We start from the raw sequence: 18,798 nt of genomic DNA on the forward strand, positions 1-18,798 counted from the left end.
CTCGAGTTACCCGTCGTACGCCGGAATGCCCGTCAGGTCGTGGCCAAGCACGAGCGTGTGGATGTCGTGGGTCCCCTCGTAGGTGTAGACCGTCTCCATGTTCGCGAGATGGCGCATCGGCGAGTAGTCGGTCGTGATACCGTTCCCGCCGAGCATCTCGCGGGCCACCCGCGACTGCTCGCGGGCCATTCGGACGTTGTTGCGTTTGGCCATCGAGACGTGCTGCGGGCGCAGGTCGCCACGCTCTTTCAACTCGGCCAGTCGGTACGCGAGCAACTGCGCGAGCGTGATCTGGGTCGCCATCTCCGCTAGCTTGTCCTGCTGGAGCTGGAAGCGACCAATCGGCCCGCCGAACTGCTCGCGGTCGGTCGCGTACTGGCGAGCGGTCTCGAAGCAATCCCGCGCCGCGCCGACGGCGCCCCAGGCGATGCCGTACCGGGCCTGGGTGAGACACGACAGCGGTCCCTTCATCCCCTCGACGCCCGGCAGGACGTTCTCCTCGGGCACGCGCACGTCGTTCAGGCCGATCTCGCCCGTGATCGACGCCCGCAGGGAGAGCTTCTCGGTGATCTTGTTCGTCGAGACGCCGTCCCGATCGGTCTCGACCAGGAATCCCCGGACCGCGTCCCCGCCCGTCTCGTCGCTCGAGCGATCCTTCGCCCAGACGACTGCCACGTCCGCGATGGGGGAGTTGGTGATCCAGGTCTTCGATCCGTTGAGCACGTAGCCCTCCCCGTCCTTCTCGGCACGAGTCTCCATTCCCGACGGATTGGAGCCGTGTTCAGGTTCCGTGAGCCCGAAACAGCCGACGGCCTCGCCAGCTCCGAGCTTCGGGAGCCACTCTTCCTTCTGGGCCTCGCTGCCGTAGGTGTGGATGGGATACATGACCAGGGCGCCCTGGACCGAGGCCATCGACCGAAGCCCAGAGTCGCAGGCCTCGAGTTCCTGCATCAACAGTCCGTACGCCGTCTCGGAGACGTTCGGCGAGCCGTATCCCTCGAGGTTTGGGGCGTAAAAGCCCATCTCGCCCATCTCGGGGATAAGGTCGGTGGGGAAGGTCCCGTTCTCGAAGTGGTCGCCGATATCGGACGCAACTTCTTTCTCGACGAATTCGCGGGCAGTATCGCGGATCAACCGTTCTTCCTCCTCGAGGTCGGCCTCGAGGGAGAGGTAATCGAGCATGGGTGTACGTCCGCGAGAGGGCGTGAAAAGAACTCCTATCTCGTCGCAAGAATTGCCGGGCGCTACCGACGACGGAGGGTCGTCCGTGCGGTCTCGAGATCGCTGACGTCGGCAATCGAACGGCCTCGAGTCGTCGCCGACCGACTGCGGGCACCCGATCCGCGAGCGCACGGCTTTTGGCCGTGCCGTCGGTAGTGGCGGATATGAACGTGGACCTCACGCACCGTCCCCGCCGACTCCGCAAGGACCGAATTCGGGGACTCGTCAGCGAGACGACCCTCGAGCCGTCGGACTTCATCGCACCCGTCTTCGTCGACGCGACGGCCGACGAGCGCATCCCCATCGAGTCGATGCCCGGTCACGAGCGCGTCCCGATCGCGGAGGCCGTCCCCCGCGTCGAGGAGGTGCTCGAGACCGGCGTCGAGGCGGTGATGCTCTTTGGCATCCCGCGGTCGAAGGACGCCGAGGGAACTCGCGCGTGGGCCGAAGACGGCGTCGTCCAAGAGGCCACTCGCCGGATTACCGCCGAAACGGACGCCTACGTGATCACCGACGTCTGTCTCTGTGAGTACACCGAGCACGGTCACTGCGGGCCGCTCGAGGCGGGGGCGCGCAACCTCGAAGGCGAACAGCATTCCTCGGGCGCGAGCGGCGGCCTCACCGTCGACAACGACGCTACTCTCGAGTCCCTGGAGCGAATCGCCGTCTCCCACGCCGACGCGGGCGCGGAGATGGTCGCCCCGAGCGGCATGATGGACGGGATGGTCGGCGCGATCAGGAGCGCCCTCGACCGCGAGGGCCACGCCGACGTGGCGGTCATGAGCTACGCTGCGAAGTACGAGAGCGCCTTCTACGGTCCCTTCCGGGACGCCGCCGACGGCGCGCCCAGTTTCGGCGACCGCCGCCACTACCAGATGGACCCGGCCAACCGCCGCGAGGCGACCCGCGAGGTCCGCCTCGACGTCGACCAGGGGGCAGACGTGCTGATGGTCAAACCCGCCTTGCCTTACCTCGACGTCGTGAGCGACCTCCGCAGAGAATTCGACCACCCCGTCGCCGCCTACAACGTCTCCGGCGAATACGCCATGCTCCAGGCCGCCGGCGAGAAGGGGTGGCTCGACCTCGAGGCGGCCGCCCTCGAGTCGCTGCTCTCGATCAAACGAGCGGGTGCCGATCTGATTCTGACGTACTTCGCCGAGGACGTCGCCCCACGTCTCTGAGTCGGGTTCGCCGCTATTCGGAGGATTCGACGCACTCGGACTGATGACTCGAGTGCGTGTGACTCGAGTTCGTACGACTCGAATCGACGGTTCGTCGCGCTCGAGCAGGGGCGCTCGGACGTTCGTCCAGTCGGAGTTCCGGGCTCCGTGACGACTGGCAACGTTTGCCGCGCGTGAACTCGAAATCACCCGTTCCGAATGCCTACGGTGGCGACTCGGCCATTCTTGCCGCGAACGGACGCTGACAATCGTCCAGTTTCGGTCGCTCGGGAATCACGCTGCCGGACGGACGGACACCTTAGATCGGTAAAAGGCACATTATATGCTGTAGGATTTCACTCTTATAGAGGTATATTTGGACATTCATCAACACTAATCCTTATACAATACACTATCATCCACACTTAACGTGAGATACAGTCCAAACATGCGAAAAAGGTGGTTGAAAGCGAACGAACGTCTGCACGATAGCTGCACCTCATCGGAGGTGCTACCATGATCGACGCCGCACCGTTGCAGGTTGATCCCGAGGTGCTCGTCGAGGGCGTCAACCTCGCGTGGGTGCTGACGGTCACCTTCCTGATCTTCTTCATGCACGCGGGCTTCGCCATGCTCGAGGCCGGCCAGGTGCGCTCGAAGAACGTCGCGAACCAGCTAACGAAGAACCTGCTGACCTGGAGCGTCGGCGTGACCGTATTCTTCCTCGTAGGCGCCGGGGTCGAAAGCCTCGTCGCCGGTGACGGATTCGTTCCGGCCTTCGACGTGGCCGAACCCAACGCGTGGGTCGACTGGCTGTTCGGCGCCGTCTTCGCGATGACGGCGGCGACCATCGTCTCCGGAGCCGTCGCCGGCCGCGCGAAACTCCGCGCGTACGTCGGCTACACGTTCTTGCTGGCAGCGGTCATCTACCCGGTCGTCACCGGCCTCACCTGGGCCGGGAGCCATCTGGCCGTCGGTGGGGTCGTCTTCGAGGACTTCGCCGGCGGCATGATCGTCCACGGGATGGGCGGCATCGCCGGCCTCACCGCCGCGTGGGTCCTCGGCCCGCGCCTCGACCGCTACAACCAGGACGGGTCGGTCAACGTGATCCCCGGCCACTCGATGACCTTCGCCGTGCTCGGCACGCTCGTGCTCGCCTTCGGCTGGTACGGCTTCAACGTCGGCACCGCGGCGACGGTCTTCGCGCTCGAGGGCGGGGAGCTCGTCCTCGGGGACTTCGCCACCGTCGGTCGCGTCGCCATGACGACGACCATCGCGATGGGGTGTGGCGCCATGGGTGCCGGGCTCGTCGCCTGGCTCAAGACCGGCAAGGTCGACACGCTGTACGTCGCCAACGGCCTGCTCGCCGGGCTCGTCGGCATCACCGCGATTCCCCACACGACCGCGTGGTGGGGCGCGTTCGTCGTCGGCGGCCTCGCCGGCGCCCAGCTCCCGCTGGTCTTCGGCTTCGTCGAGAACGTCCTGAAGATCGACGACGTCTGCGCGGTGTTCCCCGTCCACGGCTCGGCCGGGGTCCTCGGGACGCTCCTGTACCCGTTCGTCGCCGCACCCGGCGTCGTCGAGAGCGTCGCGAACGCGTTCGCCGCGCAGGTCGTCGGCGTGGTCGTCATCGCCGGCTGGACGATCCTCGCCACGGGCCTCGTCTGGGGCGCGTTCAAAGCGGTCGGCCAGGCTCGAGTTACGCCAGAACACGAACGCGACGGCCTCGACGTGAGCGAACACGGCGTCGACACCTACCCCGAGTTCGGCACGCCCGAAGTCGCGGCTGACGGCGGTGCGATCCGGGCGGACGGCGGTACTGCAGACAGCGGCATCTGGATGGTCACCGCCATCGTCCGCCCCGACCGCCTGGGCGACGTGAAGACGAACCTCGCCGGAATCGGCGCCCCCTCGCTGACGGTCACGAACGTCTCCGGTCGCGGCTCCCAGCCCGCGAAGACCGGCCAGTGGCGCGGCGAGGAGTACGCCGTCGACCTCCACCAGAAGGTCAAGATCGAGTGCGTCGTCGCCGACGTCCCGGCCACCGAAGTCGTCGACGCGATCCGCGAGGCCGCGAACACGGGCGAACCGGGCGACGGCAAGATCTTCGTCATCCCGGTCGAGGACGCCTGCCAGGTCCGCACGGGGGCGACCGGCCCCGAAGCCGTCTAACGACTGATTGCGTGTGTCTCGGACGGTTTCTAAACGAACCTCGAGACGGATTTCGGACGCTTCTCCCGCGTCCTCGCTCGACAGTTCGGCATCAGAACTGGTCGTGACCGCCGACTGTCAGTATACACTACGTTTCAAGAGGACGTGCGGAATACGTCGAACCGATGCGCCGTTCGCTCACCATCGGTCTCCTACTCGTCGCGCTGAGTCTCGTCCTCGTCGGTGGTCCGTCGGCGTTGCTCTCGCCGTCGACGGAAGACGTCGCACCCGAGACGAGCGAGGACCCCGAAATCGAACTCGTCACCTTCGAAGACTCCGAGAGCGCGATCTGGGCGTACATGAGCCCGAGCAAGACGCACAAGAAACACAGCCCGCTCAACGTCTTCGTTCGGGGCGACAGCGACGAGGTCGTCCGCCTGCTCCAGGAGGAAGCCGACGGCGACTGGGAGGAACTCGAGGAAGACGAACAGGACGCCGACGCCGACACCTATGCGGTGTTCGGGGGGAACGAAACGAACGAAACCGCCAACGGGACCGACGAAGTCAACAGAACCAACGGAACCACCGAGACCGACGAAAACGAAACCAACGAAACCGCGAACGAAACCGGACTCGAGTCCATCAACCGGCAGATCGCTACCACCACGAACTGGGGCGAAACCGCGGGCGGAACTCGATACGCCTGGATCGATCCCGGTCCCGACGAGCCAGCCTACTGGGCCACCGAAACAGTGCAACTCGACGACGGCACCTACTACGGTCAGCGGACCCACATCCGGGTCTACGCGAGCCCCAACCCCGACGACCAGTGGGTCGCTATGCAAGCCCACAGCGAGCACTTCGACTGGTTCACCCTCCGCCACCGCGTCGACGGCGTCGAGAACGCCCAACTCGAGGTCGAACGCGAGTTCATGGCCCTCCCGCAGGTCGATCCGAAGGAGGACGTCGTCCGCCGGAACGTGGACAACGCCGGCCCCTCCGACGCCGACGGTTGGGCGACCAAAGTCGATCTAATTGGCCTCCTCGTCCTTCCGATATTCGGGCTCGCCGCCGGACGGGAAATCGTCGAGCGCACCCCCCGACCCCTCGAGGACCGTCTCACGGAGGTCGACAAGCGACGGCTCGCCGCCGCCTACGACCGGATCGAGGTTCGCCACCCCATCCTGGCGGGGACCATCGTCGCACTGTTTCTCGGCGTTCGCGTCGCCGGCATCGCCCTCGAGCAGTGGGCCACATTCCTCACGATGCACAACATCGCGGCGCTCCTGTATCCGGTGATAGCGCTGGGCATCCCCATCGCCACCTACCTGATCGCCCGCGGCCTCGAGTCCAGGCTCGACGCAGCCGTCGCGGCCTCGATCTCGCTCGCGGCGGCGATGTGGATCGACTACGGAATGGTTGGCGTCAGTTCGCTCCCCATTGACATCGTACTCCAGCGGATGCTCGTGATCGTCGCCATCGGGCTCATCGCCGGCGGGGCCGCCCGACGAGCGACTCGAGACCGCGTCCTGAACGACATGCTGCTGGTCGGCGTCGCGATGTGGGGGCTCGTGCTGGTCGGCACGCTGTTCGGATACTTCTGAACGCGGCGCCGTCAGCACTCGAGGCAGAGCGAAGGGCGAAGGCCTCCAGGCCGAGTGAGAATAGCGTAACGCGGCTCAGTCGTCCGCTTGCGCCGGTTTCGGATCAGCACCTGCTCCGGTCTCGAACGCGTCGTCCTCGAGTCGCGGGAAGTGACCGATGGTGTCTGCGCGGAACGCCTCCTCGTCGAAGGTGTAGTCCTCCTCGAAGAAGTCGACGACCGTCTTCGCGTCCTGCATCGCGTTCTTCAGGCTGGTCGAAGCCCCCGGGGAGGGCGTGATGTTGAAGATGATGTCGTCGCCGACGATCTTCGCCTCGCCCATATCGAGGGACTTCTTCTTCGTGTCGACGATCTGGGGGCGTACGCCGCCGTAGCCCTTCGCCCGCTCGATATCCTCGAGTTCCGCGCTCGGGACGACCTTCTGGACGTGCGGGAGGAACGACTTCGGGCCGACCTCGGGCAGGTCGTAGACGAGGTTCCGGAGCACGTAGGGGAGGAGGATGCGATCGGAGAGGATGTTGGCGTAGCTGGCGAACGCCGCGACGTTCAGCCCGAACACGTCGAGGAAGTCCTCGACCGTCGATAGGCGACCGCGTTCGAGCGTCGGCACGAGCTTCGCGGTCGGTCCGAAGCGGGTGATCGAGGGGTCGTGTACGTCCGCGTCGCCGTGGACCGCGGCGAAGGGGAGTTTCTTCATCTGCAGGGTGTAGACCTTGCCGTTGAGGAAGTTCTCGGCCAGGAAGAAGCTACCTGCGATGGGGAGCAAGACCTTGTCCTCGCCATAGCCGAGTTCCTTGGCGATCTGGAGGCTGTGTGAGCCGGCGGCGACGACCGCGACGTCGCAATCGAACTTGCCGCGGGCCGTGTCGAGGGTGTAGCCCTCGTACGTCTCGGTCAGGTCGGTGACCTGGGTGCCCGTGAAGACGTCGACGCTGGCCTCCTGGCGGGCGTTGTCGACGAGCGATTTGGCGACCTCGCCGTAGTCGACGACGTAGCCGTCGGGCGTCTGCAGGGCCAGCAGGTCTTTGGCGGGATCGCGACCCTCGACGACCTTCGGCTCGAGTTCGCCGATTTCCTCGCGACCGATCGGGCGCAGCTTCGGAAAGAGGTCGCCGAAGCCCTCGTCGTGGTAGCGAGCCTCGAGTTCGGCGACCTCGTCGTCACCGACGCCGAGTACCATCTTCGAACGCTTCGAGTGAATCTCGCGTTCCGGGTCGTGGTGCTCGAGGTAGCCGGCGAGGATCTCGGCGCCTTCCTTGACCTTCTCGGCCTTCTCGAGGGTGTAGTTGGTCTCGATGTCTCCGAAGTGCAGGGTCTGGGAGTTGTTCGTGTGGTGGGAGTTGATCGCCGAGATTTCGGCTTCCTTCTCGAGCAAGGCGATCGACTCGATGTCGGTGAACTTCGCGGTCGTGTACAGGAGCGACGCGCCACTGATTCCACCGCCGACGATAACGAGGTCGTATTTGCCTGACATGCGTGGTACTGGTGGTTGTCTGAACTACGGACCTGCTCCGGTTTAAGTCATGTTTTATCGGCACGTGTGCCATCAACGATTGTCAGAAGGCGTTTCGACGATCGTAGAAGAACGCGGCAATTGACGTCGAGCGATTCAGTCTGCTCCGACGATCGAACGGTTCAGTCCCGTCCGTGCCTCGTCACGCACCGCGAGAGTCCGATCAACTCCACGGGTTCGGAGTTGTCCGGCGAGTAGACTACCATCTGCCCCTTCTCCATGTAGGGGACCTTCGACTCGAGGTCGCTCGGAATGTTGACGCTCTTGATCGCGTCCTCGTCGCCCAGGTTGAGGACGACGGTCGTGTTGATCTGTTTGAAGACCGCGTCGTGAATGTCCTGGGGGTCCTGGGTGATCAAGAAGAGTCCCAGACGCTCCTTTCGGCCCTGTTTGGCGGCCTCGGTGAACTTCGTGATGACCTTCCGGGCCTGCACGCTGTCGGCGTCGGTGAGGAAGTTGTGCGCCTCGTCCATTCCCAGAATCAGGGGCGTCTCCTTGATCCGGTCGAAGTCCGGGTCGTTCGACAGTTTCTGGTCGATCAGCAGGCTCGAGAGCGCGAGGACGACCGCCTCCGTCGCCCGCGAGTCGTTGATGTGGTAGGTCGGAACGACGCTCAGTTGCCCGGGCGCGACGAACTCCGAAATCAGGTCCGTGATCGGACGCGCGTCCTGGTCGAACACGTCGTCGAACCCGAAGACGCGCCGCCGAACGGCGTCGTACGTCGCCTCGTGGACCCGACCCGACTCGTCGAGTTCCTCCCGCAGAGCCGGGTCGTCGAGGAAGGATTTGAAGCCCGCGTAGCTCGCGCTCGACGTTTCTTTGAAGTACCGGTCGAGCAGGTACGTGAGTCCCCCGTACTGATTGTCGTTGAGCGACCCGCCCGAGACCAGCCACGGCCGGGAGCGACACATCGAGAACGGGATGGTGAACTCAACCTGTTCGGCGCGGTGGTGACCTGCGGCGTAGCTCGAGTCCCCTACTTTCGGAACGAACGCCGTCGTGTCGTCGTGGCCACCGTAGGCGATGCCCTCGCGCTCGAGGCGGCGGGCGAAGTCGTCCCCGGCCTCGAGGTCCGGGTTGTCGTCGTGCATCTGGGCGTACTCGTCCTGGGGGTCGAACTGGACGACCGCGGGCGTGACCTCCCGGCCGTCGGCCATCGGATACCGGCGCTCCTCGGCCAGATACTGCCGCAGGATATTCTTCGCGCCGTGGGTCTTCCCGGAGCCCGTCCCGCCAGCGATCAGCGTGTGCCGGAAGACGAGTGGGTCGCCCGAGTCGTAGTCGTCCTTGAGCCGGTAGTCGATGGTCGGCGGCGAGGCGTTCGTCCGGACCTTCTCCCCGCCAACCGAAAGGTGGCCGAGGAAGACGCCCTCCTCGGGCATCTTCAGCCCGGTCTTGATCTCGTCGGTGTCGCTGGCTTCCTGGATCACCGTCTGGGGTTTGGGCACCCGGTCGGTCATCCGGCGCTTGAGTTCGCCGTCGTCGCCGGACGACGTCCGGCTGCTCGCGGAGCTGGGCTCCGCGCTGTCGTCGTAGAGAACGGCGATCGGCTCGAGTTCCGCGACGAATTTGAAATCGGCCTCGTCGTCGGGGTCGAAGCCGCCGCCGTGCATCGCCCGCCGGGCGTGGATTTCCGTCGCGTCGTCTGCGTGGTACTGCTGGGCGTACTCGAGGCCCGCGATCTGGCAGAACAGGCGCTCGCCGTCGGGGTAGCTCGCGAGGACGTACGTTCCCAGCCGGATATCGGAGCGATTGTCGGCGGTGACGTACGCCCGCAGGGTCGTCTCGTCGCCGTCCGTCGAGACGCGCAGGCCCTGCGAGACGCAGATGGTCCCGATACCGCTCTCCCGGCCGCGCGGTTCGACGGCGGTTCGCTCGAAGTCGCTATCGGTCGTCCCGCTACTCGTGTCCGCGCCCGCGTTCGCGCTCGCAGACGCCGACTCCGCCGCTTCCGACTCGTCGTCGGCCGCCTCGCTCGAGGCGTCGGCGTCGAACGCCTCGAAGTCACCCAGGTCAGTCATACACTCAGGTCAACTGATGGGAGCTACAAACACGTTTCCCTCCGAACGTTCACGAGTGAAAAAGCCTCCTCTCGATCGACAACCGCGTCAGGACCTCTGTCACGGCGAAAATGGGCGTGACGTTCGGGGAGCGTCCGATAGATCGGTCGCTCGAGGCCGAGGCGGGAACGGCAGCGGGCACCGACACCCTCGATGAAGTGACGGATACGGTCGCTCGAGCGCGTGACGCGGCCGCGTTCGGTTCCAACAGGCGAGTGTCTGCCGTTGACTTAACCGAGGTGGACTCCGAGAAGCCGTATGACTCCACCGGATGTACGGACCCGTCGACGGTTCATTCAACTCGCTGCCGCGGCGAGCGCGACGGTCTCCCTCGCCGGGTGCGCCGGACCATCGGGAGACGGCGAACCCGAAGCCGAGGAGGGAACCGGAAACGGACAGGATCAGAACACGGACGACGAACACGAGGCGACCGAAAATGAGTCCGACGAGGGAGCAGGCGACGAGATCGGAGCTGACGAGGAGACGGACGCCGAGCGCGAGGCGGAGAACGAGACCAAGGGTGCCGAAAACGAGACGGACGGCGACGGAAACGAAACCAGCGCCGATGAAAACGAGACCAGCGCCGACGACTGGAACGACGTCGACAGCATCACCCTCGGCGCGAACGAGAACGGGTGGAACGGTCGCTCGCCCGGCCTCATCGAGGGCGTGACGAATCCGACCCTCGAACTGTACGCCGGACGGGAGTACGAACTCACCTGGATCAACAACGACGGCCAGCAACACGAGTTCGTCATCGTCGGCGAGACGGGACCGCTCGAGGGAACGGAAGCCGACGACGAACAGTCCGAATCGTACGGCCTCTCGTTCGAGGCCACGGCGGACATGGTCGAGTACCAGTGCGGGATCCACACCGAATCGATGACCGGTGATATAGTGATTCGCGAGGAGTAGCGTCGCTCTTACAGCGGTCAGGCTCGAAACTTCGAGCCGACTGACTCCACGTGAACTACCCTGCCCTACTCGCTCACGGCTAATCCAGGCTCGCTCGAGTCTCCTTTACCGAAATCCGGTGCGTACAGGTGAACGGCTCGTCGTCGGTTTCGGACGAGAGCGTGACGGTCGTCTCCTCGGGGACCGATTCGACGATCTCGTCGAAGTCGTACTCGGCGGGTGGACACACGATGTAGTCGCCGTCACTGTCCGTCTCGGTCCGGACGGTGATACCGGCGTCCCAGTTCTCGCCGTATCCCGAGGCACCCGCGGAAATCCACCACGAATCCGGGTCGGTGAGTTCGAGGTCGACTCGTTCGTCCGCCGCCTCGAGGGCGATATCGGCGGCCGCCCTGGCACACTCCTGATGGAGGCGATCCGTTTCTTCGACGGCGACCGTTTCCTCGATTGGATCCGCCTGGCCGGGAGACCATCGCTGATCGTATTGACGGCAGGCTCTGGAGTCTTCATACGATTCCTCGTTTTCGGAGAACGAATCGTCTCGAGTGGCGTCGTCGTTTCCGGATGCGTCTGTCCCCCCGGAAGTACTTTTGTCCTCGTGGGCCCCTTCGTCGTCCGACGAACCGTCACCGTCGTCGCTGTCGGAATCGTTCGACTCAGCGGTTCGCTCCGAACTGGGGTTTCCGGTTCGCTCACCGAGACAGCCCGAAACCACGACGGCACCGACGCTCTCGAGGAGCGTACGGCGGGAGGGGTTCGTCGCCATATTCAAAATCCCCAACATGACGTGATAAGTCTTCAGGTGGCTCGAGCGCTCACTTTCGGGCCGGGTGGTGTCGCGGGAACGACGAGAATGAGGACACGCTGGTTCCTGTAGCAGCAGTGGCTCTGGTGAACGATGTGGCGCTCGTTCGGTGACACCAGCAAAGGAGGTCGAGAGGGGAACGGTCGGTCGAGCAGTACGCGACTTCGGGCGCCACCGCAACGCCGTGGACACCACTCAAGCGTATAGGTCACATTACTATACATTCGATAGTAAGACTAGTGCCGTGATTATCCGGAACTCGAGGGAACAGAAACGACTGACGAACAGTGTCCGAGAAACAGTTTGGTAAGTGAGTGAGGAGCGACCTACTCGAGACGCGCCTGAATCAGGTCCTCGAGGTCCTCGCGCAGCTCGTCGACGGCGACTTCCTCGAGCACGGGCACGAAGAAGCCCTCCACCAGCATGTTGCGCGCGAGCCGCGGCGAGACGCCGCGCGAGGTCATGTAGAGCAGGTCCTCGGCGTCGATCTGGCCGACCGTCGCGGAGTGACTGGCCTCGGTGTCGTGGTTGTTGATGATGAGCTTCGGCGAGGCGTCGGCCTCGGACTCGTCGCTCAGCATCAGGGTGTTCTCGCGCTGGTAGGAACTCGTGTCCCAGGCGTCCTTGCCGACGTCCTGGACCCCCTCGTAGACCGAACGGGCGGTGTCGTCGGTGACGCCGCGGGTCACGAGGTCCGCGGTCGTGTGCTCGGCGCGGTGCCAGACCTTCGCGTCGATGTCGAAGTGCTGGTCGTCGTGGCCGAAGAAGGCCCCGACGATCTGGGTCTCCGAGGAGTCCCCGGAGAGCAGGGTCGAGGTCTCGGTCTTCGTGAGCTTCGTCCCGATGTTGCCCTCGATCCAGTTGATCGTGGCGTAGGTGTCGGTCTCGCCGCGTTTGGCGCTGAAGCAGTACGACTCCTCCGAGAGGTTCTGGAGGCTCCCGTACTGGACGTAGCTGTTCTCGCCGGCGGCGATCTCGACGATGCCGCTGTAGTATTGCTCCTCGTCGAGTTCCGTCCCCGTGGACTGACGCTCGAGAATCGTCACCGAACTCGAGTCCTCGGTGACGACGAGGGTGTAGTTGAACAGCGACCGGGAGTGCATCTCGGTCCGAATCGTGACGTCCTCGGCGTCGACGCCCTCGGGGACGTAGATCACGGTCCCGGTGCTGAACAGCGCCGTCGACAGCGCCGTCAGGTAGTTCTCCTGGGGATCGACGATGGAGCCGAAGTGCTCGCGCACGAGGTCTTCGTGCTTGTCGAGGGCCTCCGCCCACGGGAGCACGTCGACCTCGTCGGGGCCGACCTGGTCTTTCTCCTCGGCCGCGTTGAGCGGGTCGACCAGGGACTCGAAGTCCAGTCCGTGGAGGTTCGTCCAGTTGCGACCCGGCGTCCGGATCACGTCGGGCATGTCCAGTTCGTCGAGGGCCTCGAGAGCCTCGAGACGGGTCTCGAGCATCCACTCGGGTTCCTCGAGGTCCCCCGAAATCTCGCGTACCTGTTCCGGCGTCAGATTGGCGTGTACCTGCGTGCTCATGTTATCCGAGGCTTCCCTCCATCTCGAGTTCGATGAGGCGGTTGAGTTCGACCGCGTACTCGATGGGCAGTTCCTCCGTGATGGGTTCGATGAACCCGGCGACGATCATCTTCTTCGCGTCGTCGTCGTCCAGTCCACGAGACTGGAGGTAGAAGATGTCCTCGTCGCCGATCTTGCCGACGGTGGCCTCGTGGGCGACGTCGACCTTCGACTCCTCGATCTCCATGTACGGCATGGTGTCGGAAGTCGACTCGTTGTCGAACATCAACGCGTCACACTCCACCGCGGTGGAGGAGTTCTCCGCGCCGTCGGCGATGTGGACCAATCCTCTGTAATTGGTGCGGCCGCCGTCCTTCGAGATGGACTTCGACTCGATCGTCGACTTCGTGTCCGGCGCGTTGTGGTAGACCTTCGCGCCGGTGTCGATGTTCTGACCCTCGCCCGCGAAGGCGATGGTGATGTGCGTATCGGTGGCGCCGCGACCTTTGAGGATCGAACACGGGTAGAGCATGGTGGCCTTCGAGCCCATCGAGCCCGAAACCCACTCCATCGTCCCGTCGGCCTCGACGATGGCGCGCTTGGTGTTGAGGTTGTAGGTGTTCTTCGACCAGTTCTGCACGGTGGAGTACTGGACGTGCGCACCTTCCTTGACGAAGACTTCGACGCCCCCGCTGTGGAGGTTGTGCTTGCCGTACTTCGGAGCCGAACAGCCCTCGATGTAGTGGACCTCCGAACCGGGTTCGGCGACGATGAGCGTGTGCTCGAACTGGCCCATACCCTCGCTGTTCATCCGGAAGTACGCCTGGACCGGCATCTCGACGGTTACGTCCTCGGGGACGTAGACGAACGAGCCGCCAGACCAGACCGCGCCGTGGAGCGCGGCGAACTTGTTGTCGCTCGGGGGGACGCAAGTCGTCATGAAGTGTTCCTTGACGATCTCGGGGTGCTCCTTGACCGCCTGGTCCATGTTCATGAAGATGACCCCCTTCTCCTCCCACTGTTCTTGCATGTTCTGGTAGACGACCTCGGACTCGTACTGCGCGCCGACGCCCGAGAGCGCCTTCCGCTCGGCCTCCGGAATGCCGAGCTGTTCGAACGTGTCCTTGATGTCGTCGGGGAGTTCGTCCCAGTCGTCGACGCCTTCGCGCTTGTCGACGTCCGGGCGGATGTAGGGGACGATCTCTTCGATGTCGAGCTCGGTCAGGTCTGGCTGGCCGGGCCAGTCCGTCGGGAGCGGCATCGCGTGGTACTGCCGAAGCGCGCGCAGGCGGCGCTCGCGCATCCAGTCGGGTTCGTCCTTGTCGTCGCTGATGAGGTTGACGACTTCTTCGGTCAACCCCTTCCCCGATTTGACGGCCGAGCGCTCTTCTTTCTTGAACTCGAACCTGGCTTCGGTGTCGGTGTCTTTGAGGTGGTCTTGTTCTGAACTCATGATTGGTGTATGTAGTTGGTTGCGGCCCTGGCGTTATGACGGTTCGCCTAGGCAGATTCGGTTACGCGGTCTCGTAGACCTCCTCGCGCACCCAGTCGTACCCCTTGTCCTCGAGTTGCTCGGCGAGGCTGGCGTCGCCGCTCTTGACGACCTGGCCGTCGAGCATGATGTGGACGCGGTCGGGTTCGACGTAGTCGAGGATGCGCTGGTAGTGCGTGATCTGGAGGATTCCCGTGCCCTGGTCGTCGCGCAGGGAGTTGATCCCGTTGGAGACGTCCTGGAGGCGGTCGATGTCGAGCCCCGAGTCGATCTCGTCGAGGACGGCGATCGAAGGCTCGAGGATCGCGGCCTGGAGCACTTCGTTCTGCTTTTTCTCCCCGCCGGAGAAGCCGGCGTTGAGGTAGCGGTGGGCGAACTTCTCGTCCATGTCGAGCTGTTCCATCTTCTCCCGGAGGAGTTCCTGGAACTCGGAGACGCCGATCTCGCCCTCGTCGGCGGGGCCTTCCATCGGCGACGTGGTAGGCGTGTCGTCTGCTTCTTCTTCTTCCTCTGCTTCCTCGTCTTCGTCCTCGAAGAGCTCCTCGCGCTCTTCGATCTTCGCGTTGAGTGCCGTCCGCAGGAAGTTCGTCATCGTGACGCCCTCGATCTCGGCTGGGTACTGGAAGCCGAGGAAGACGCCCAGCGCCGCGCGCTCGTTAGGCTCGAGTTCGAGCAGGTTCCACGTTCGCTTGTCCTCGGGGATGTCGATCTCGTCGCCGAACTCGCCCTCCTCGAGGTGGAGCAGGACCTCGCCCTCGGTGACTTCGTAGGCCGGGTGGCCGGCGACGATCTTCGAGGTCGTCGACTTCCCGGAGCCGTTCGGTCCCATCAGGGCGTGGATCTCGCCCGAGTTGACCTCGAGGTCGACGCCGCGCAGGATCTGTTCGTCGCCCTCAGCTACTTTCGCGTGCAGATTTTTGAGTTCTAGGCGTGCCATATGATCGGATACCTCTGTCGTCTCGAGAGTGGGGCGTGAGCCTGATAATGGTTTCGTATCTGAGTGGATGATGTGCCGATTTGGGAAGATAATTTTCTGAAAGAGAAAGGGCTGACGAGGGGTCGAGAACGCCCGTATCCGTTCTGGAACGTGAGGCCCGACGCTGTATTAGCCGAGCACGGTAGGTACACCGTCGTTCGCATAACTGGTAACCGAACGGGCTAGCATATTCGTTGTCCCGCACGGCGTGTCCCGGGGCCGGTCTCGCTCGAGGTGACGAAACCCCCCAAAAACTACATGAACGAATCGAGGCCCGTCTGGGTCTGGCCCGACTTGACCTCTTCCCAGGACATGTCGAGCGCCTCGAGGATCCGCTCGATCGGCCCCTTGAGCGTCTTCTCGAGCATCTTGTCGTAGTCGACCGCGAACGCCTCGGGTACCTGATCGTCGTACTCGAAACAGATCACGTCAGGGTCGCGCTTGAACGCGCCGTAGACGGGATCGGTGTGGGGATCCAGCCCCTGCTCGTCCTCGACACGCCGGAAGAAGGCGGGGTCGACGCGCTCCAGATACAGCCGCTTGGGCTTGCTCCCGCGGTCGAAGTTCGTCCCCAGCAGGAGGTTCGCGTACTTCGCCCCGCGAACGTGGGCCGTGTCGGTGTCGTAGTTGTCCAGGCGCTTGCCGATTCCGCCCGGAATCGCGATCTCCTCGAGGCTGACGTTCCCGTCCTCGAAGTCCTCGATGATCTCGGCGACGTACTCCTCGACGCCCTCGATGTCACCATCGCGGACGATCATCTCGATCACCCGGTGTTGCACTTCTTTGGTGATCGGCGCGATGTCCGAGCGCTTGTACTCGAAGCCGGTGATGTCGACGTCGTCGACTTCCTTTCCCTCCTTCCAGACGATGTGGCCGGCGTAGCGCTTCTTGGTACCGGCCTGGAAGAATCGCCGGTACAGTTTCTCGAACTCGATCTGGAAGCGGTGTTCCTCGGCGTTGAGTTCTTCGCGTGCGAAGTCGTCGTAGCGGCCGTTGACGTACTCCTCGATTTCGAACGACTGCTCGATGGCCTCTTCCTTCGTGACCTCGGGGCCCAGCTCGAGCATGACGCTGTCGGTGTCACCATACGAAACATGATAATTCAGTTCGTTTGCGGCAGTCTCCGTAAATTCGATGACTTCGCGCCCAGTGGCCGTGATTGCGGATGCGGCTTCTTTGTCATATAGACGAAAACGTTCCCACCCCGACACGCCATAGAGCGAGTTCATGATAACCTTGACAGCACCCTGCTGGCGGTCGTACTGCTCGTACTCGAGGCTGCCCGGTTCGTGCTCGTTTCGGAGCGATTTCTTCTCCTCGCGCTCGGCCAGCAACTCGGTGATCATCTCGCGCATGACGCCGTCGGGTTCCTGCCGAAAGTGGGTCGGTTCCGGGGTCGTAGGCGCGACGAACGTCTCCCCGTCGTACTCGTCGGGATCGACTCTCGTCTCCGGGGAGGCGTTGATCGTCGTCATACACATCGGGTACAGGCTCTTCAGGTCGAGCACGGTCACGTTCTCCTTGACGCCCGTGATCGGCTCGAAGACCGCCCCGCCCTCGTACTCCTCGCCCGCCTCTTGCTGGCCCTTCGAGGGGAGGGCGAACCGCCCGTGGGCCTCGTGGAGGACGTACATGTCGACGGTATCGCCGGGCGTGGGCGCGTCCTCGAGTTTGCACCCGACGAACGTGCGCACCTCGTCCCAGAAGGCAACGATCTCCTGTTGGCGGTCGAGTTCGACGCAGAGTTCCACGTCTCGGAGGTTGTACTCGAGCAGGCGGGTGGGGTCGTCCTCCCAGAGGTCCCCGATCGACCCGGCGTAGCGCTCCTTACCCACACCCAACTCGGCCTCACCGACCGCGTCGAGGCGGTAGGAGTCCAGTTCCGAGAAGACCATCCGCTGGTAGCCGTAGAGCAGGTCGAAGACGACCCGACCCTTTATGTCGGGGCCACCCCAGTTACTCCGCCAGACTTCGCCGATTCGAGAGAGCCGGTCCGGGTTCAGGTCGAAGTCGTGGTGTGGGCCCTCCAGCACCTCGAGGCGGTCGAGGAAGTAGGGGGCGTCGAAGTCGTCGAAGTTCCACCCGGTCAGAACGTCTGGATCGGTCTCGTCGATGTAGTCGAGAAACGCCTCGAGCATCGCCTCCTCGTCCTCGAACGCGCGGACCTCGTGGTCGATGTCGCCTTCGATTGGGTCGTAGTCCTCGAGGGCCGCCGGCGACTCGCCGTCACCGTCGTCGGCTTCGAAGATCCACAGGATGTACTCGTTGCGGTAGGAGTCGTGGCTGGCCAGACAGATGATCGGCTCCTCGCCGTCCTCGGGGAAGCCATTCCGGTCGTCGACCTCGATGTCGAACGTCTGGACGCGCGGGTCGGCCTCGACCTCGCAGGCCTCGAGTTCGTCGTGCGGGACGACGAGGCTCCCATCGTCCGCTCGTCGCTCGGGCAGGCGAATCCCGCTCCGGATGTCCTTGTCGATCAGCAACCGGTTGGGAAACAGGATGTCAGCCTCGTAGTGGTCGAACTCGTCGCGCATCTGGCCGACGTCCCGGGGCGTCTGGCCGAAAATCTTGGTCAGTCGCTCGCCGCGGATACTCTCGTATGGTTCGCCGTCGTCTCCCGTCTCTTCCCAGCCCGTGATTCGGTCGTGACGCTCTAGGGCATCTTCCTCGAGCGTCTCGGTCGGCGCGTAAAAGTACGGCCGAAAGCCGAGTACCTTCACGTGCTCGAGGTCGTTTTCGCGCGTGCGCCCGAAGACGTGCACGATCGGGAACTCGTCGTCGCCGTAGCCCGACACGGTGTAGTCGACCTGCATCACGGCGAGTTCGAGCGTCCCGTCGGGGTCCGGGAGCGTCTCCGCTTGTACGTCGATCACCTCGCTGCCGAGCGCGCCGCCGTTGCCGGCGACGTGTACGGCTTCCTCGTCGGGACGTTCGTCGGCATCGTCGTCCGACGCCGAGAACGCATCCAGCCCTGCCTGGCCCGCGTCAGTCATGGTGTCGGGTTTGGCAGTCACCGGATAAAAACCCACGCGAATCGGCTTTCGGGCTCTAACTCACGTTGCCTGCTCACAATCCGGACGTGGTAGTGTTCTGACAGGGGGCAACAAGACATTTAACGTGGTAACACATAGCACATAACGAGGTACATGCCGTGTCTATCCATATGAACGACGATACGACGGACGGTGGCGAACCGCGTGGCGAACCAGCGGGCACCGCCACGATCGAGAGCTACGAAACCGACGACGGAACCGTCTTTTACGACGCCGAAAACCCCCTTGCCTGGATGGAGACGACCCAGACGTTCTCGCTCGAGGAAGTCGCCTGATCTGACGGCCTCGAGCGTTTCCAGGTGCACGGTTCCGGGGTGCGCGGTGCACACCCCTCG

General features: G+C 64.0%; 13 protein-coding genes. 5 read left to right on the top strand and 8 right to left on the bottom strand.

Going from position 1 to position 18,798, the window contains the following annotated elements; translation table 11 throughout:
* Positions 1–6 precede the first annotated feature (6 nt).
* Positions 7–1,182, bottom strand: coding sequence for an acyl-CoA dehydrogenase family protein (locus ACFQO4_RS08475; RefSeq protein WP_500260516.1), 1,176 nt, complete (start codon positions 1,180–1,182; stop codon positions 7–9).
* A gap of 209 nt (positions 1,183–1,391) precedes the next feature.
* Here ACFQO4_RS08475 and hemB point away from each other — a divergent pair, with 209 nt between their 5' ends.
* The 3 genes from hemB (at position 1,392) to ACFQO4_RS08490 (ending at position 6,136) form a co-directional block, all read left to right on the top strand.
* The gene (gene hemB / locus ACFQO4_RS08480) at positions 1,392–2,402 is read left to right on the top strand and encodes a porphobilinogen synthase (RefSeq protein WP_500261163.1); all 1,011 of its coding nucleotides are present in this window, start codon (positions 1,392–1,394) and stop codon (positions 2,400–2,402) included.
* A 495-nt stretch (positions 2,403–2,897) separates the two neighbouring features.
* Complete coding sequence (locus tag ACFQO4_RS08485) at positions 2,898–4,553, top strand: ammonium transporter (RefSeq protein ID WP_500260517.1); 1,656 nt, start codon at positions 2,898–2,900, stop codon at positions 4,551–4,553.
* 164 nt (positions 4,554–4,717) lie between these two features.
* Positions 4,718–6,136, top strand: a complete 1,419-nt coding sequence (locus tag ACFQO4_RS08490; RefSeq protein ID WP_500260518.1) for a hypothetical protein — start codon at positions 4,718–4,720, stop codon at positions 6,134–6,136.
* 75 nt (positions 6,137–6,211) lie between these two features.
* Here the strand turns inward: ACFQO4_RS08490 and ACFQO4_RS08495 are convergent, their stop codons facing one another.
* Positions 6,212–7,609 (bottom strand): FAD-dependent oxidoreductase, encoded by a 1,398-nt coding sequence (locus ACFQO4_RS08495; RefSeq protein WP_500260519.1) that lies wholly within the window; start codon positions 7,607–7,609, stop codon positions 6,212–6,214.
* 161 nt (positions 7,610–7,770) lie between these two features.
* Positions 7,771–9,669 carry an ATP-binding protein gene (locus tag ACFQO4_RS08500; RefSeq protein ID WP_500260520.1) on the bottom strand — a complete coding sequence of 633 codons (1,899 nt, stop codon included), beginning with the start codon at positions 9,667–9,669 and terminating at the stop codon, positions 7,771–7,773.
* A gap of 297 nt (positions 9,670–9,966) precedes the next feature.
* On the opposite strand from ACFQO4_RS08500, the gene ACFQO4_RS08505 reads away from it, so the two are divergent.
* Positions 9,967–10,623 (top strand): cupredoxin domain-containing protein, encoded by a 657-nt coding sequence (locus tag ACFQO4_RS08505; RefSeq protein ID WP_500260521.1) that lies wholly within the window; start codon positions 9,967–9,969, stop codon positions 10,621–10,623.
* A gap of 79 nt (positions 10,624–10,702) precedes the next feature.
* On the opposite strand, the gene ACFQO4_RS08510 is transcribed toward ACFQO4_RS08505, so the two are convergent.
* From ACFQO4_RS08510 to ACFQO4_RS08530, 5 genes are all read right to left on the bottom strand, one after another.
* Entirely contained in the window at positions 10,703–11,389 is a 687-nt protein-coding gene (locus tag ACFQO4_RS08510) for a hypothetical protein (RefSeq protein WP_500260522.1), read from the bottom strand.
* A gap of 365 nt (positions 11,390–11,754) precedes the next feature.
* Positions 11,755–12,963, bottom strand: a complete 1,209-nt coding sequence (sufD, locus tag ACFQO4_RS08515) for a Fe-S cluster assembly protein SufD (protein ID WP_500260523.1) — start codon at positions 12,961–12,963, stop codon at positions 11,755–11,757.
* Between the two features lies 1 nt (position 12,964).
* Positions 12,965–14,395 carry a Fe-S cluster assembly protein SufB gene (sufB, locus tag ACFQO4_RS08520; protein WP_253430038.1) on the bottom strand — a complete coding sequence of 477 codons (1,431 nt, stop codon included), beginning with the start codon at positions 14,393–14,395 and terminating at the stop codon, positions 12,965–12,967.
* A 61-nt stretch (positions 14,396–14,456) separates the two neighbouring features.
* Complete coding sequence (locus ACFQO4_RS08525) at positions 14,457–15,371, bottom strand: ABC transporter ATP-binding protein (RefSeq protein WP_500260524.1); 915 nt, start codon at positions 15,369–15,371, stop codon at positions 14,457–14,459.
* A 293-nt stretch (positions 15,372–15,664) separates the two neighbouring features.
* Positions 15,665–18,403 carry a DNA-directed DNA polymerase gene (locus ACFQO4_RS08530; RefSeq protein WP_500260525.1) on the bottom strand — a complete coding sequence of 913 codons (2,739 nt, stop codon included), beginning with the start codon at positions 18,401–18,403 and terminating at the stop codon, positions 15,665–15,667.
* Positions 18,404–18,573: 170 nt separating this feature from the next.
* Between ACFQO4_RS08530 and ACFQO4_RS08535 the strand changes: the two genes are divergently transcribed.
* Positions 18,574–18,738, top strand: coding sequence for a DUF7331 family protein (locus ACFQO4_RS08535; RefSeq protein ID WP_500195112.1), 165 nt, complete (start codon positions 18,574–18,576; stop codon positions 18,736–18,738).
* Positions 18,739–18,798 lie beyond the last annotated feature (60 nt).

Origin of the sequence: Saliphagus sp. GCM10025334, from assembly GCF_042663485.1 — an archaeon.
GTDB lineage: Archaea > Halobacteriota > Halobacteria > Halobacteriales > Natrialbaceae > Natronosalvus.